15 protein-coding genes are annotated in these 14,160 nt (G+C 67.0%); 11 read left to right on the top strand and 4 right to left on the bottom strand.

Annotated elements, in window-relative coordinates:
• Positions 1-7: 7 nt before the first annotated feature.
• The 7 genes from folB to JCQ34_RS01085 are packed head-to-tail and all read left to right on the top strand — an operon-like array spanning position 8 to position 5,430.
• On the top strand, positions 8-400 hold the full coding sequence (gene folB, locus JCQ34_RS01055) for a dihydroneopterin aldolase (RefSeq protein ID WP_286400955.1): 393 nt from the start codon (positions 8-10) through the stop codon (positions 398-400).
• Positions 397-942: a 2-amino-4-hydroxy-6-hydroxymethyldihydropteridine diphosphokinase gene (gene folK / locus JCQ34_RS01060; RefSeq protein WP_286400957.1), complete on the top strand. Its 546-nt coding sequence runs from the start codon at positions 397-399 to the stop codon at positions 940-942. Before folB ends, folK begins: the two co-directional genes overlap by 4 nt.
• Positions 939-1,484, top strand: a complete 546-nt coding sequence (locus JCQ34_RS01065; RefSeq protein WP_142131628.1) for a DUF3180 domain-containing protein — start codon at positions 939-941, stop codon at positions 1,482-1,484. The genes folK and JCQ34_RS01065 overlap by 4 nt, the downstream gene beginning before the upstream one ends.
• The gene (locus JCQ34_RS01070; RefSeq protein ID WP_286400961.1) at positions 1,465-1,977 is read left to right on the top strand and encodes a PH domain-containing protein; all 513 of its coding nucleotides are present in this window, start codon (positions 1,465-1,467) and stop codon (positions 1,975-1,977) included. The genes JCQ34_RS01065 and JCQ34_RS01070 overlap by 20 nt, the downstream gene beginning before the upstream one ends.
• Positions 1,974-3,620 (top strand): PH domain-containing protein, encoded by a 1,647-nt coding sequence (locus tag JCQ34_RS01075; protein WP_434738922.1) that lies wholly within the window; start codon positions 1,974-1,976, stop codon positions 3,618-3,620. Before JCQ34_RS01070 ends, JCQ34_RS01075 begins: the two co-directional genes overlap by 4 nt.
• Entirely contained in the window at positions 3,613-4,506 is an 894-nt protein-coding gene (locus JCQ34_RS01080) for a Rossmann-like and DUF2520 domain-containing protein (protein ID WP_286400963.1), read from the top strand. Before JCQ34_RS01075 ends, JCQ34_RS01080 begins: the two co-directional genes overlap by 8 nt.
• Entirely contained in the window at positions 4,507-5,430 is a 924-nt protein-coding gene (locus JCQ34_RS01085; protein ID WP_286400965.1) for a 4-phosphopantoate--beta-alanine ligase, read from the top strand.
• Between the two features lie 11 nt (positions 5,431-5,441).
• On the opposite strand, the gene JCQ34_RS01090 is transcribed toward JCQ34_RS01085, so the two are convergent.
• Positions 5,442-5,708, bottom strand: a complete 267-nt coding sequence (locus JCQ34_RS01090; protein WP_286400966.1) for a hypothetical protein — start codon at positions 5,706-5,708, stop codon at positions 5,442-5,444.
• A 129-nt stretch (positions 5,709-5,837) separates the two neighbouring features.
• On the opposite strand from JCQ34_RS01090, the gene JCQ34_RS01095 reads away from it, so the two are divergent.
• Positions 5,838-6,512 carry a TetR/AcrR family transcriptional regulator gene (locus tag JCQ34_RS01095; protein ID WP_286400967.1) on the top strand — a complete coding sequence of 225 codons (675 nt, stop codon included), beginning with the start codon at positions 5,838-5,840 and terminating at the stop codon, positions 6,510-6,512.
• A 58-nt stretch (positions 6,513-6,570) separates the two neighbouring features.
• Here JCQ34_RS01095 and JCQ34_RS01100 read toward each other — a convergent pair whose 3' ends face one another.
• Positions 6,571-8,295, bottom strand: a complete 1,725-nt coding sequence (locus JCQ34_RS01100) for an HNH endonuclease signature motif containing protein (RefSeq protein ID WP_286400969.1) — start codon at positions 8,293-8,295, stop codon at positions 6,571-6,573.
• Positions 8,296-8,554: 259 nt separating this feature from the next.
• Here JCQ34_RS01100 and JCQ34_RS01105 point away from each other — a divergent pair, with 259 nt between their 5' ends.
• Together JCQ34_RS01105 and JCQ34_RS01110 are read left to right on the top strand one after the other, a co-directional pair.
• Complete coding sequence (locus tag JCQ34_RS01105) at positions 8,555-9,121, top strand: type 1 glutamine amidotransferase domain-containing protein (RefSeq protein ID WP_286400971.1); 567 nt, start codon at positions 8,555-8,557, stop codon at positions 9,119-9,121.
• A 123-nt stretch (positions 9,122-9,244) separates the two neighbouring features.
• The gene (locus tag JCQ34_RS01110) at positions 9,245-10,759 is read left to right on the top strand and encodes an MDR family MFS transporter (protein ID WP_286400973.1); all 1,515 of its coding nucleotides are present in this window, start codon (positions 9,245-9,247) and stop codon (positions 10,757-10,759) included.
• A 63-nt stretch (positions 10,760-10,822) separates the two neighbouring features.
• Here JCQ34_RS01110 and JCQ34_RS01115 read toward each other — a convergent pair whose 3' ends face one another.
• Positions 10,823-11,659 carry an alpha/beta fold hydrolase gene (locus JCQ34_RS01115; RefSeq protein ID WP_286400975.1) on the bottom strand — a complete coding sequence of 279 codons (837 nt, stop codon included), beginning with the start codon at positions 11,657-11,659 and terminating at the stop codon, positions 10,823-10,825.
• 57 nt (positions 11,660-11,716) lie between these two features.
• Positions 11,717-12,388 (bottom strand): TetR/AcrR family transcriptional regulator, encoded by a 672-nt coding sequence (locus tag JCQ34_RS01120; RefSeq protein WP_286400976.1) that lies wholly within the window; start codon positions 12,386-12,388, stop codon positions 11,717-11,719.
• Between the two features lie 239 nt (positions 12,389-12,627).
• Here JCQ34_RS01120 and JCQ34_RS01125 point away from each other — a divergent pair, with 239 nt between their 5' ends.
• Positions 12,628-14,130, top strand: coding sequence for an amino acid permease (locus JCQ34_RS01125; protein WP_286400977.1), 1,503 nt, complete (start codon positions 12,628-12,630; stop codon positions 14,128-14,130).
• Positions 14,131-14,160 lie beyond the last annotated feature (30 nt).

Below are 14,160 nucleotides of genomic sequence, written 5' to 3' on the forward strand. Positions count from 1 at the left end.
GGGACCCATGGACAGGATTACGCTGACCGGAGTGACCGCAGTGGGTCATCACGGTGTCTTCGATTTCGAACGCCGGGAGGGCCAGCCCTTCGTGGTGGACGCGGTGCTCTACCTCGACTTCACCGAGGCGGCGCAGTCCGACGACGTCCGGGACACCGCACACTACGGTGAGGTGGCGCAGCGTATAACCGAGTGGATCTCCGGGGAACCCCTGAACCTCATCGAGGCACTTGCGGTGCGGATCGCGGACAGCCTCCTGGCCGAATTCAAGCTCCAGGCCGTGGAGATCACAGTCCACAAACCCCAGGCCCCCATCGAGGTTCCTTTCGGCGACGTGGCCGTCACCGTGCACAGGGAACGCGCCGGTGCAGGCCATGCCCTGTCCGGAGCCGGCACATGAACGGCATCTACACCAAGGCGGTGCTCGCCCTCGGCAGCAACCTTGGTGAGCGGAACGAGACCCTGACCGAGGCCGTGGCGGACCTGGTGGATCCGCCGGAGGTTCGCCTCCTTGCCGTCTCTCCCATCGTCCAGACCAAAGCCGTGGGCGGCCCAGCCGGACAGCCTGACTTCCTGAACATGGTCATCACCGTGGAAACCAGCCTCACCCCCATGGAGCTGCTGGAACACTGCCAGGCCGTGGAGAACAAGCACCTCCGCGTCCGCGAGGTCCACTGGGGGCCGCGGACGCTCGACGTCGACATCATCACCTACGGGGACCTCCGCAGCGACGATCCCGCCTTGACCATCCCGCACCCGCGGGCGGCCTCCCGTGCATTCGTCCTCTACCCCTGGTCGCTGATCGAACCGGCCGCCACCCTGGGGGGCGAAAGGATCGGCGCGTTGGCCGCCCGGGCCGATGATTTCGCCGATCTGGCACCCTTCGACGGCTTCGGCGACTTTGACGGGATGCCCACGGCCGGCGCGGTGGAGGAGCGATGAAACCCATCAACCCCCTGCGCTTGCTGCTGATCGGCGTCATCCTTGCCATCGCGGGCTGGTCTGCGACAGTGGTCACCAGCCGCTACAGCATTGCCACGCCCGTCCTGCCCGCCACCGCCCTTGCCACCATGGGCGTCATCGTCATCATCACGCTGATCCTGGGCATCCGGATCCTGAGGTGGCGCAACAGCCACAAGCCCAACAGCACGGCAAAGAAGACCCAGCTGGACCCCCTCCTGGCCGCCCGGACCCTGGTCCTGGCCCAGGCCTGCGCGTACGCCGGAACAGTGCTGCTCGGGTGGCACGTGGGCATTTTCCTGGACCAGCTGCGGATTTGGAGCATGCGCAGTGACCAGGGAATCACGTGGCTGGCCCTGGCCATGGCCGGCGGCGGCCTGGTGATGATCGTGGTGGGGCTCATCGTGGAACGGTTCTGCAAAATTCCACCCGAAGACGGTGACCCCAACCTGGACGGGAAGAAGGGCCGCCCTGCCCGCGGGGAGGCCGCCGGGGAAGGCGAATATGCGTACCGAGGCGATTGACCCGCCGGGTATCGACTGGCAGCGGGTGTCGCCAAAATTCATAACAGTCCGCCTCGTGGAGTGGGCCTTGGCTAACCTGGCCGCAGTCCTGGTCCTGTCCGCCCCGCTGGTGTTTGTCCTCCTGGGCTGGTGGCGCTGGCCTCCGCTGTGGCTGGCCATCACCGTTCCGGCCGTCATGCTGCTGGTTGCCGTGTGGCGGCTGGTGCTCATCCCGCGGCAGGTCAGGGCCGTCGGCTACGCCGAGCGCGACGACGACCTGCTGGTCAGGAGCGGCATCTTCTTCCAGCGCACCATGGCCGTTCCCTACGGGCGCATGCAGTACGTGGACATCGCCGTCGGCCCCGTGGAGCGTGGGCTGCGCCTGTGTACCGTGAAGCTTCATACGGCGTCGCCTGGCACCAACGCGCGCATCCCCGGCCTTCCGGCTGCTGAGGGCGCGCGGCTCCGGGAACAGCTGGCGGCCCGCGGCGAAGCCAGGCTGGCAGGACTGTGACGGCTGACGGCCAGCAGCCCGGGCAGCCGGTCCTGCCTCCTGCGGCAGCCGGCACGGAAAGCAGCAGAACGCCCGACGGCGAATGGCTGCGTGTGCATCCCGCCTCACCTTTCGTCCGCGGCTGGGTTGCCCTGGCTGCCATCGCCTTCTTCTTTGGCAGGGACCTTTTTGAGCGGTCCCTGCAGGGGCAGCCTGTTTTCGAGGAGGGGTTTGGCCGCCGCGCGCCCTGGGTCCTGGGCGGCGGTGCCGTGGTGCTGGCCGTGGCGGTGCTGGGATTCGTCCTTACCTGGTACTTCACCAAATACCAGGTGTCCGCCGGGTATGTACGGGTCAACAGCGGGCTCCTCTACCGCCAGCACCGGCAGGCACGGCTGGACCGGGTGCAGGCGATCGACATCGTGCAGCCCCTCCTGGCGCGCATCTTTGGCCTGGCCGAACTCAAGTTCGAGGTGGCCGACGCCGGCGAGTCAGCCGTGCGGCTGGCGTACCTGAAGATCGCCGACGCCCGCCAACTGCGCGCCACCATCCTGGCGCGCGCTTCCGGGGCCGTTGCCGGCGCCGGTTCAGGCGCGGGCTACATCCCGGGCCGCCCGCCGGGCATTGATCTGGAAGGGCCGGCCGGCCAGCAGCATCCCGCCCAGCCCGCACCCGAGGCGCCGGAGTTTACGGTACTGGCCGTGCCGCCGTCGCGCCTTATCGGATCGCTGCTGCTGAGCGAGCAAAGCTTCTTCATCGTGGTGGGGGGCGCCGCTTCGATGTTCCTCTCCGCACTGACGGACAACCGGGCCTTCTACTTTTACCTGGTGCCCGCCGCCCTTGGCCTCGCGGCCAGCTACTGGAACTTCTTCAACAAGGGGTACAACTTCATCGCCGCCATTTCGCCGGATGGCATCCGGCTGCGGTACGGTCTGCTCGACACCCAGGCGCAGACGCTTCCGCCCGGCCGGATCCAGGCGGTGAAGATTGCCCAGCCGCCGCTGTGGCGCCCGTTCGGCTGGTATCGGATTCAGGTGAATGTCGCCGGCTACGGGACATCGGGCAACGCCGTCGAAGGCAACACCCGGACCATCCTGCTGCCGGTAGGTAAATTTGCCGACGTCCTTGCCATGCTCTCGCTGGTCCTGCCCGACCCTGGCACCGACCAGCCGGAGGCGGTTTTCGCTGCCGGGCTTGGGGGCTTCGATTCCCACGGCGGCTTTGTCACCACGCCGCGGCGGGCGTGGCTGCTGGCACCCCTGGCGTGGCGGCGCAACGGCTTCGCGGCCACCGACACGGCGCTGTTGATCCGCTCCGGGCGCTGGTGGCGGGAACTGGTTGTTGTCCCGCACCAGCGGACGCAGTCGATGGCACTTCACCAAGGGCCTGTGGCGCGCCACTTCCGGGTGGCGGACCTGGTGCTGCACACCACCGCCGGGCCGGTGGCCCCACGGCTGACCCAGGCGGGGCTGGACGAGGCCCGGCAACTCTTCGACGAGCAGTCCGCACGCGCCCGGCTGGCACGGAAGCGGCAAACCACCGAACAATGGTTGCGGCAGGTTGTCCCGTCAGTTGAACCAGTTCCGGAATGCACGCCGGCGGTGAAGCCTGGGGCTGCAGCAGAGCCCCGTACCCATTACCAACAGGAAGGCCAGCAGCATGGCTAAGCCCGGACGCCTCGGCGTCGGAATCATCGGCGCCGGCAAGGTGGGGGCCGTCCTTGGCGCCGCGCTGCGCGCAGCCGAGCACGCCGTCGTCGGAGTGTCGGCGGTCTCCGACGCCAGCCGGGAGAGGGCCGAAACCCTGCTGCCCGGCGTGCCCATCCTGGAAGTGCAGGACATCGTGGAGCGCGCGGAACTGGTACTGCTGGCGGTGCCCGACGACGCCCTGCCCGGGTTGGTGGAAGGGCTGGCGAAGCTCGGCGCCTGGCAGCCCGGCCAGCTCGTGGCGCATACCTCCGGCCGCTTCGGCGTCGGCGTGCTCCATCCCGTCCGTGCCGCCGGCGCCGTCCCGCTGGCACTTCACCCGGCCATGACCTTCACCGGCATGAGCCTGGACCTTACCCGGCTGCTGGACTGCACCTTCGGGGTGACGGCCGACGCGCCTATGCTGCCCATTGCCCATGCGCTGGTGGTGGAGATGGGGGCCGAACCGGTGGCCATCGCCGAGGCGGACAGGACGCTCTACCACGCAGCCCTGGCCCACGGGTCCAACCATTTGGTCACCCTGGTGGCGCAGGCGTCGCAACTGCTGCGCGAGGTGGGCGTTGAGTCGCCCGAGCGCATGCTGGGACCGCTTCTGCGGGCGACCCTGGAGAACGCACTGGCCTCGGGGGAGTCTGCGCTGACCGGTCCCGTTGCACGCGGGGATGTGGGAACGGTCCGCGCGCACGCCGAGGCGTTGCGGGAGTACGACGCCGGCGGGCACGGTGATGTGCTGGAGGCCTACCTTGCGATGGCACGCGCCACAGCCCTCCGCGCCGAAGGGCGCGGACTGCTGAAAGCCGACCAGCTGAAAGGGCTGCACGAGGCCCTCGATCCGAAGGAGGACTGAATGTCCATTCAACTCGTCACCACCGTGGCCGGCCTGCACACCGAAAGCGCCCGGCTCCTCAAGGCGAAGCAGGGGACCTCACAGGGGCTGGTGCCCACCATGGGCGCGCTCCACGAGGGACATGCTGCGCTGGCCCGCACCGCCGTCGAAAACAATGACGTTGTGGTGGCGAGCATCTTCGTCAACCCGCTTCAGTTCGGGGATGCCGCGGACCTGGACCGCTACCCGCGGACGCTTGACGCGGACCTTGCGCTGCTGGAGGAGCAGGGCGTGGACCTCGCCTTCGCGCCCTCCGTGGAGGAGGTCTACCCCGGCGGGGAGCCTCTGGTGCGGATCACCTCCGGACGCCTGGGGGAGAAGTGGGAAGGCGCCTCCCGGCCCGGCCACTTCGATGGCGCCCTGACTGTCGTTGCCAAACTGCTGCACTATGGGATGCCGGCGGCCGGCCTCCCGGCCGGATCTGCGGGCACGGCCGGCGGCAGCCTCCCCGCCTACCGGGCTTACTTCGGCCAGAAGGACGCCCAGCAGCTGGCCCTGGTCCGGCGAATGGCTGCGGACCTGAACTTCCCCGTGGAGATTGTGGGTGTGCCCACGGTCCGTGCTGACGACGGGCTGGCCTTGTCCAGCCGGAACCGCTTCCTGTCCGACGACGAGCGGGACGCCGCGCTGGTCCTGTCGAGGGCGCTGCGGCTGCTGGAAGAGCGGGCGAACGCCCACGAGCCATTGGACCTTGATTCTGCGCTGGCGATGGTTGAGTCCCAGCCCCTGGTGGAACTGGACTACTTCGATGTGGTGGATCCGGGGACCCTTGAGCCGCTGGCGGAGAACTGCCGGGAAACTCCGTTCCGCGGCGAGGCCCTGGCACTTATCGCGGCCAAGGTGGGCCCGGTGCGGCTGATCGACAACGTCCCGCTGAGTTCCTGACTTCCCGCCGCTTAGAAGTGCAACCCGTCCTCGCTGGCCATCAGCTGTTCAAGGAGTGCCTTCTCCGGCTGGCCCGGGTTACGGGCGACGCAACGGCGAAGCCGTGCCCTGGCCAGTTCTTCGGCGGGGTTGGTGTCCGCCAGCAATTCATCGATTATTTCCTGGGCCTGCCAGCGGAGGGACTCGAGGGCGAATTGCCGGATCTCGGCAGGGGTGTCACTGGACGTCCAGGGGTCCGGGGCTGACGGAACGCCCTCGAACATCCGCTCTGCTGTCATCTGGAGCCTCCTTGCACCATTCCCAAGCGGCCGGTGGTCTGGCCTACGCGGCCTTCAAAGCACTGCGCGTAGGAAAACAGTACAGCGGGAAAGACCGGTCTGTCTGCCCCGGAGTACACTTCAATTGCAATGAATCCCAATGCAGATTTTTCACCGTCTGCCGCGCCCCTCACGGCCGGGGCGGCGGTTGCTCCTGCCCACCCTACAGAGCCTGCCAACCTCACGGATCTTGCCAACCCGGCAGAGCATGCCAACCCTGCGGAGCGGATCCTTTCGGTGGCTTACGAGCTGTTTTCGCGGCGGGGGATCCGTGACGTTGGCGTCAACGAGCTCATCGAACGGTCCGGCGTAGCCAAGGCCACTTTTTACCGGCATTTCCCCTCGAAGGACTCGTTGGTGCTGGCGTTCCTCGAGCGGCGGGACCGGCAGTGGACGGTTGACGCCATCCTGACTGAGGCGCGCCGCCGGGGGAGTATGCCGGTGGAGCAGTTGCTGGCCATTTTTGACGTGTTTGGCGACTGGTTCCAGCGTGATGACTTCGAAGCCTGCTCCTTCGTCAACGTCCTGCTGGAAATGGGGCCCGCCCACCCCTTGGGCCAGGCCAGCATCGACTACTTGGCCAGAATCCGAGGACATATCCAGGCTTTGGCAGAAGAAGCCGGCCTGGTGCGTCCTGAAGAATTTGCCCGTTCCTGCCAGATCCTGATGAAGGGCTCAATCATCTCGGCCACCGAGGGAGACCGGCTGGCCGCACAGCGAGCCCATCAGATGGCAGTCTGGCTGATCGAGCACCACAGGGGTTAGCACCACGGGCCGTAACGGCGTCGGCCCGAGCATGCCGCCGCGTGACTATGAGCCCATGTCATCCGGAGGGTATGAGCGGCGTCGCGAGGAGTTCGGCCCAGAGTGGATAACCCGGTGGCAGGTCGTCGGGGTGTATGAGGTGCTCGTCTACGAAGTTGTCGTCCTCCGGTTCCCAGGGAGACAGGTCTTCGGGGCTGATCCCAAGGCAGCAGATATTGCCGGAGCGGATGGTGAGACAGCAGGCGTCGATACACCTGGTGTCCGGACACTTGGTTTCCCGGCATCTGGCGTCGGGGTCCTGGGCGCCAGGAGACTTCAGTCCGGCGGGCATCGCCCATTGCGGCCAGTGTGGTGGTTCGGGGTCTGGGTGTTCGGGTTTGTAGTGGCGGCCGGTGGGTGAGGTCCAGCCGGGTGGGTCATTGTTGGTGGCCGGACCGGGTGTCCAGTGGCTGTGGTGTTTGAGCCGGTGATGTTTGGGGCAGAGTTGGGCCAGATTGGTTGTGCCGGTGGTTCCGCCGTGTTCCCAGGCTTGCAGGTGGTCGGTTTCGTTGTCCGGGGTGTGGTTGGTGCAGCCGGGGAAGGTGCATTTGGTGTCGCGCATCCTGATCCAGCGTTTGATGGACTCGGGAAGCCGGTAACGGGTTCTCCCGATCTCCAGCGGTGCCCCGTCCCTGGGGTCGACCAGGACCCGGTAGAAGGACTCCGCCCCGTCCGCGACGAGTTTCCGGGCCATCGAGGCCGGGATCGGTCCCACCCCGTCAAGTACCGCCGGCTCATCCGTCACCCCCAGCAGGGAGAAAACCGGCACCATGACCAGGACATCGGCCCGCGGGGCGGGTACCTTCCCGATCTCCCGGACGGGCCGCGAACCGGCAGCGGAGCCGGTCCCGTCGTCGTTACCGGGTCCTTCATCGTTACTGACCGGCTCGGTTGCTGCGGCGGTGGTGGTGCCGGTGCTGAGGAGCAGTGATGCTGCGATGTCGGGGCGGAGTTGGGTGATGGTGCGCGGTTCGTTGGGGCCTTGGAGGCCCCGGGCGGTGGCGGTGGTGCGGTTCCAGATGGCGCAGGCGGTGTCGCCGGGGAGGTGGAGCGAGATCCAGGCCATGCCGTCGCGGTCGGGGGTGTATTCCATCCGCCGGTCGGCAAAACCCTTGGCGTGGCGTTTTTCGATGGATTCGGGGTGGTGGCGTTCCCGCCAGCCACGGACCTTGGCCCGGAACCGGGACGGGGCGAGTTCACCGGGTGCGGCACCGCGGGCGGGGTGGGGTGCGGCGGGGTCGAAGAAATGCGCCACCAGCCCGGCAGCACCGGCCGGGTCGAGGCCTTCGGTTTCGTCCGCCACGATTCTCGCGTGCTGCCACGACATGGCCCCGACGGCCAGGGCCTGGAACACGGGCGGGAGGGAGCAGACCTTCCGGGACTGTTCCACGAACGCGCCGGCGGCGGCTGAACTCAGCGTCAGGACGCCGGCGATTTCCTCCACGGTGGACATTTCAGCGTAGGTGCGGTCCTGGAGGGAGGCATCGGGCGGAGTCATGGCCTGCTGAAACGCGACGGCCTCGGATGCATCCTGTGCCTGCCCGGCCGCGAGCTGGGCCGTGAGCCGGGACCGGAGATCCAGCCGTTCCAACCGGATCTCATACCGCCGCTGCAACACATCAACACCGGAACCAACAGCAAGGCCGGAGGCCAGCGCAGCGTCCTCCCGCTCCAGCGCATCAAGGGCAGCAGCAAAGCCATGAAGGCCCTGTCCTACCGCTGATGCACTGCTGCTGATTTCCATAAGAGAATCTTCTAACGAGGCACTGACATTCTGACTTGCGCCGGTCCACCACTCACGCAGGTAATTGGAAGCACTCAACCCACCAGCCGTCGTACGTTGCCCGGGGATGCGCGCCAGCGGGACCGTCCAGGCTGACAAAACAGATAGTCAGCTTGCTTATTACTTTCGGATTTCCTAGGCTGGAACACGTCAGGCAATCAACTCTCGGGCGGTTGCTGCGCGCCTAAGGGCCGCGGACCGCCTCAGGCGAGGAGGAACAATGTCAGAGCACAGCATCGCAGGCAAGAAGGTCGCATTCCTGCTGACTGACGGCGTGGAGCAGGTAGAGCTCACCAGTCCCTGGCAGGCAGTGAAAGACGCCGGCGGCGAGCCCACCCTGGTGGCTCCCAAGAGCGGCAAGCTGCAGGGCTACAACGGCACGGACAAGGGCGATACCTTCGACGTCGACATGACGGTCGCCGACGCCAACGCCTCAGACTTCGACGCCCTGGTGCTTCCCGGCGGCGTCGTCAACGCGGACCACCTGCGCGTCGACAAGGACGCGCAAAACTTCACCCGCAGCTTCTTCGAACAGCACAAGCCGGTGGCATCGATCTGCCACGGACCCTGGCTGCTGATCGAGGCCGGCGTGATCAAGGGCCGGAACGTCACGTCCTACTTCACGCTGGAGACAGACCTGAAGAACGCGGGCGCCAACTGGACTGACGAGGAAGTGGTGGTGGACCAGGGGCTGGTGACCAGCCGGAACCCGGACGACCTCCCTGCATTCAACAACAAGCTGGTGGAGGAGATCTCCGAAGGCCAGCACGCGGGCCAGACCGCCTAATCCCTAAAGTTCCCTCAGGGTTTTTAAACCCGTATGGAGGAATTACTCCAGCGGGTAGAGTGTTGGAATCTGCAGCGGCGCTGACCGCGCATCACTCATCCAAACACCCCTGAGGGAACACCCATGTCTACCGAAGTCTCTCCGAACGCCGGCGCCCAGCCCGGCCCGGGCGAAGGAACCCGCGACGAAATCCGCGGTGGAGTCCGCCAAGGACAGCAGCCTGCAGCGCCGGAGAAGATGTCGCGGGAAGCAGTGACCATCATCAGCACGCTGCTGGTGGCGACGTTCGTGGTGATCCTCAACGAGACCATCATGAACGTCGCCCTGCAGCGGCTCATGGTGGACCTTCGCGTGGACGCCCCCACAGTCCAGTGGCTGTCCACCGGCTTCATGCTCACCATGGCCGTGGTCATTCCCACCACAGGCTTCATCCTCCAGCGCCTCTCCACCCGGGCAGTCTTCCTGCTGGCCATGGGATTGTTCGCCGGCGGAACGGCGTTGGCGGCAGTTGCCCCCGGGTTCGAGGTCCTCCTGCTGGCCCGCATCATCCAGGCCGGCGGCACGGCCATCATGCTGCCGCTGCTGATGACCACCATCCTCACCCTGGTTCCCCTCGCCAAGCGCGGCGCCGTCATGGGCAACGTAAGCATTGCCATCTCAGTCGCCCCGGCCATGGGTCCCACCGTTTCCGGCTTGATCCTGGAGCACTTCACCTGGCGCTTCATGTTCGTCTTCGTCCTGCCGGTGGCCCTCGCGGCGCTGGCCATCGGCGCGAAGTACCTGACCAACGTGGGCGAAACGGAAAAGGGGAAGCTGGACGCACTCTCGGTTGTCCTCACGGTCCCGGCCTTCGGCGGCCTGGTTTACGGGCTCAGCCAGATCGGCGGCGGCCACGGCGGCCAGGCAGGTCCGGGTGCCGGAGCCATCGCGGCCCTGGTGATCGGTGTCGCTGCCCTGACGGTGTTCGTGCTCCGCCAGGTCCGGCTGCAGAAGGGCGAAGCGCCGCTTCTGAACCTGCGCGCCTTCAATTTCCGGATGTTCACCGTCTCGGTCCTGCTCATGGTCGTGGCCATGATGGCCCTGTTCGGCGGGGTCATCCTGCTGCCGCTCTACCTCCAGCAGGTCCGGGGCCTTGGCTCGCTTGAAACCGGCCTTGTGCTGCTCCCCGGCGGCCTGGCCATGGGCCTGCTGGGCCCGGTCATCGGCCGCGCGTTCGACAAAGTGGGCCCGCTGCCCCTCACCGTCACCGGATCCATCCTGATGGTGGTGACCCTCTGGCAGTTTTCAATGCTCGACGCCGGCACGGCAGTTTGGTGGATCGTCACCCTGCACGTGGGGCTGAGTTTCGGCCTGGCGCTGCTGTTCACCCCTGCCTTCACCACCGGCCTGAACCCGCTGCCGCCGCACCTCTATTCCCACGGGTCGGCGATCATGAGCACCACCCAGCAGGTGGCCGGCGCCGCCGGTACGGCACTGCTGGTGTCCATCTTCGCCGTGGTCAGCGCGGCCTCAGGCCTCGTCGCAGGGATGAGCGCCGCCTTCATGACGGCAACCGTCATAGCCCTCGCCGCCGTCGTGCTTTCTGCCATGATGCGCAAGACCGAAGGCACCGGTCCGGGCCACGGCGCAGCGCACTGACGGGTCCAGGCTCAACCAAGAAGGCCGTTGCTCCCAGTGGGGCAACGGCCTTTTCGTGCCGGTTCAACCGGCGAAGAAGTCGCTCAGTTCCTTGATCAGCTTGTCCGGGGCCTTGATGGCGCCGTCGTGGCCGAAGCCGGGCAGGATGGTGTAGCTGGAGCCGGACAATACGTCGTGGATTTGCCCGCAGGCGATGCCGAAGTAGGCCGGGCTCTTTTCGCCCACCACGATCAGCGTCTCCAAGGGCAGGTCCAGGAACGGCTCCGCAGGCATGTCCGCCGCGATGATGGCCTTGATCTCCCGCACGCCGGTGCGCATGAGTTCGCGCTGCTGCTTCCCTTCAGTGGTGCCGGCCGTGAGCTTGTTGGCCAGGGTGAGCATGGAGAGCGGCATGCGCGATGAGAAGGATCCACCGGCTTCCAGGCCGCGCTGGATCACGGCGAGGGCGCGGTCATCGTCGCCGGCGGCAATGGCCTTCTCGTACTCGGCGATCCAAGTGGCGGTGACGCTGCCGTTCACTGACACGGCGGGGTCGTAGACGGCGAGCCGTTCCACGGGGAGGGTCCGCGCGGCGTGCAGGGCGACCGCCCCGCCGAAGCTGTGCCCAAAGACGTCCGTGCTGGAGGTGTGCTTCATGACGGTGTCCAGGTCCCGGATGTCCACGTCCAGCGTGTAGTCCTCCGGCTGGGGCGACGACGAACCGCGGCCGCGCCGGTTGAAGGTGTGCACCGGCCGGCCCAGCGAGGCGCTCAGTTTCTGGGCAAACTTGGTGTAGTCAGCGGCCGTGACCATGGAGGGCGGCACCACCACCACGCCCGAACCTGCCGAAGCCATGTCCGCGCCGGTGGAAAAGAGCTCCACAGTGCCGCCGTCGGGGGTCCTGATGTTCTCTCGCGTCATGGTCCGAGCCTAGCCGAGCAAGCTGGGTGGGGCATCACGGACGCGGGCGTCTCCAGCTCACGCCAGTTGGTTGATCAACGCCTGGCTCGCTGTGCGGATGGCCGGCAGGTGGTCCCCGCGTCCGCAGAGGATCAGTCCCGCGTCCGCTGCCTGCAGTGCGGACTCCGCCGTCACGGCACCATCGGCACGCAGATAGATCAGCGATTCGACCAGCCGGAAGGTGAAGTCGCCCCCGTCCGGACCAGCGGCGGTCGCCGACAGCCCGCCGCCCAGCTCCCCGTACAGCCGCCGGAGTTCCTGGCGGTGGCTGAGGAACCGGGCGAAGCGCGTGGTGCGTACCTCGGGCAGGTGGTACAGGACCCCAAGATTCCACCGGGCGCTGCACAGCTGGGTTCCGTCATAAAGCGCGACGGCGTGCAGCTGGCTTCCGGCCGGCCGATGGGTTCCAGCCTGCTCGGCGGGCAACGCGGCAACTGCGCGCGCGAACTTCAGGCCCCCTGACACCGTCCCCTCCAGGAGGTCCTCAAGGATGTCGTCCTTGGTTTTGAAGTGGTGGTAGAGGGATGACTGCCGGATGCCCACGGCGTCCGCGATGGAGCGGGTGGAGGTGCTGGCAAAGCCCTGGGTGGTGAACAGTTCCGCCGCGGCGTCGAGGATTTCATCGCGGGCGGTGGCGCCTGGCCGCGAGGGCTGCTGGTGGCGGGGACGTCCCGGTCCTGCTGAAGTCACGGCCTCATTCTTGCACCACGGACGGGACCAAAGGACAGCCCGGGAAGGGCCTGCCACCGTTGTGAGGGTACGGAAATCTGCGCGAAACAAGATGTCTATCCGCCTTTTACAGAGGTGAAACTGTTTGGGGACATCCCGCTGGAAAACTATCAATTGACCGGTAATCAGCAGCCTTCGGCCGAGCGCTGCAGTGCCGGGAGGCTTTGCCCCACAATCCCTTTCCAGCCCGGAGATTCCCGATGACCTCAACCGTTCTTCCCACCGTCCACCAGGACGATGCAGACTTGACGTCCCTTGGCTACCAGCCCACCCTCCACCGAAAGCTCGGCCGCTACGCTTCCTTTGCCGCCGGCTTCTCCTTCGTGTCGATCCTCACCACCATCTTCCAGCTCTTCGCATTCGGTTACTCCTTCGCCGGGCCCGCGTTCTTCTGGACCTGGCCCGTTGTCCTGGTAGGCCAGCTGCTGGTCGCCCTGAACTTCGCCGAACTCGCCGCCCGCTACCCCCTCTCCGGCGCCGTGTACCAGTGGGCGCGGCGCGTCGGGGGAGAAGGCGTCGGCTGGTTCGCCGGCTGGTTCATGGCCATTGCACAGGTGGTGACCGCGGCTGCCGCGGCCATCGCCCTGCAGGTGGTCCTGCCCCAACTTTGGGACGGCTTCCAGGTGGTGGGCGGCGACCCCGCACTCAACACCGTGACCGGCGCCAGCAACGCCGTGGTCCTTGGCGCCGTGCTCCTGGTGGCCACCACCATCATCAACTCCCTGGGCGTCAAGCTCATGGCCCACGTGAACTCGGTGGGGGTCACCTGCGAGATCGTGGGCGTTGCCGCCGTCATCCTGGCCCTCATCAGCGCCGCCCAGCGCGGACCGGAAGTTGTCGCGGACACCACCGTGCTGCAGGGCTCCGACCTGGGCGCCGTGGGAGCCTTCCTCGTCTCAGGACTGATGGCCGCCTACGTGATGGTGGGCTTCAACTCCGCCGGCGAGCTGTCCGAGGAAACCAAGGACCCGCGTCGCACCGCACCGCGGACCATCCTCTCCGCCCTCCTCATTTCCGGCATCGGCGGCGCGCTGATGATCATCACCGCCCTGATGGCGGCGCCCAGCCTGGACGACGGCCGCCTGGCTACCGAAGGCCTGCCCTACGTCCTCACCGCTGTCCTGGGCACGTTCTGGGGCAAGGTCCTGCTGGTGGACGTGGCCATCGCCATCTTCGTCTGCACCCTGGCCATCCAGACAGCCGGTTCCCGGCTGGTGTTCTCCATGGCCCGCGATGGCAAGCTCCCGGCGTCGGCCCTTCTCTCCTCCGTCCACCCCACCCGCGGCACCCCGATGTGGCCCTCCATAGTGATCGGCGCCCTGGCAGTGGGAGTGCTGGCCATCAACGTTGGCAATGCGGCCCTGTTCACCACCCTGTGCAGCGTCTGCATCGTCATGGTCTACATCGCCTACCTCCTGGTCACCGTCCCGCAGCTGCTCAACCGCCTCCGCGGCGACTGGGACCGGGTGGGGCAGACCATGCCGGCAGGCCTCTTCACCCTCGGCCGCTGGGGCCTTCCCGTCAACATCCTTGCCGTCCTCTACGGCGGCCTCATGGTGGTCAACCTCGCCTGGCCCAGGCCCGAGGTGTACGACCCCACCGGCGAGAACGGACTCCTCCTCTGGTCCGCACCGCTGATGGTCGCCGCCGTCCTGCTCCTGGGCGTCTGGGTCCGGCAGCGGAACCTGGCAGCCAAGGCCTGAGACCCAGAACTCCACGAACTTCCACCAAGT

It is taken from the genome of Pseudarthrobacter defluvii (assembly GCF_030323865.1).
In the GTDB taxonomy this organism is placed as follows: Bacteria; Actinomycetota; Actinomycetes; order Actinomycetales; family Micrococcaceae; genus Arthrobacter; species Arthrobacter sedimenti.

What these genes read in the sequence shown, in the direction of transcription:
- JCQ34_RS01115 (WP_286400975.1), bottom strand. Translation starts at nt 11,659, where the DNA reads ATGACGCGAGAGAACATCAGGACCCCCGACGGCGGCACTGTGGAGCTC.
- JCQ34_RS01095 (WP_286400967.1), top strand. Translation starts at nt 5,838, where the DNA reads ATGAATCCCAATGCAGATTTTTCACCGTCTGCCGCGCCCCTCACGGCC.
- JCQ34_RS01105 (WP_286400971.1), top strand. Translation starts at nt 8,555, where the DNA reads ATGTCAGAGCACAGCATCGCAGGCAAGAAGGTCGCATTCCTGCTGACT.
- JCQ34_RS01070 (WP_286400961.1), top strand. Translation starts at nt 1,465, where the DNA reads ATGCGTACCGAGGCGATTGACCCGCCGGGTATCGACTGGCAGCGGGTG.
- JCQ34_RS01080 (WP_286400963.1), top strand. Translation starts at nt 3,613, where the DNA reads ATGGCTAAGCCCGGACGCCTCGGCGTCGGAATCATCGGCGCCGGCAAG.
- JCQ34_RS01085 (WP_286400965.1), top strand. Translation starts at nt 4,507, where the DNA reads ATGTCCATTCAACTCGTCACCACCGTGGCCGGCCTGCACACCGAAAGC.
- JCQ34_RS01090 (WP_286400966.1), bottom strand. Translation starts at nt 5,708, where the DNA reads ATGACAGCAGAGCGGATGTTCGAGGGCGTTCCGTCAGCCCCGGACCCC.
- folK (WP_286400957.1), top strand. Translation starts at nt 397, where the DNA reads ATGAACGGCATCTACACCAAGGCGGTGCTCGCCCTCGGCAGCAACCTT.
- JCQ34_RS01065 (WP_142131628.1), top strand. Translation starts at nt 939, where the DNA reads ATGAAACCCATCAACCCCCTGCGCTTGCTGCTGATCGGCGTCATCCTT.
- JCQ34_RS01100 (WP_286400969.1), bottom strand. Translation starts at nt 8,295, where the DNA reads ATGGAAATCAGCAGCAGTGCATCAGCGGTAGGACAGGGCCTTCATGGC.
- JCQ34_RS01125 (WP_286400977.1), top strand. Translation starts at nt 12,628, where the DNA reads ATGACCTCAACCGTTCTTCCCACCGTCCACCAGGACGATGCAGACTTG.
- JCQ34_RS01110 (WP_286400973.1), top strand. Translation starts at nt 9,245, where the DNA reads ATGTCTACCGAAGTCTCTCCGAACGCCGGCGCCCAGCCCGGCCCGGGC.
- folB (WP_286400955.1), top strand. Translation starts at nt 8, where the DNA reads ATGGACAGGATTACGCTGACCGGAGTGACCGCAGTGGGTCATCACGGT.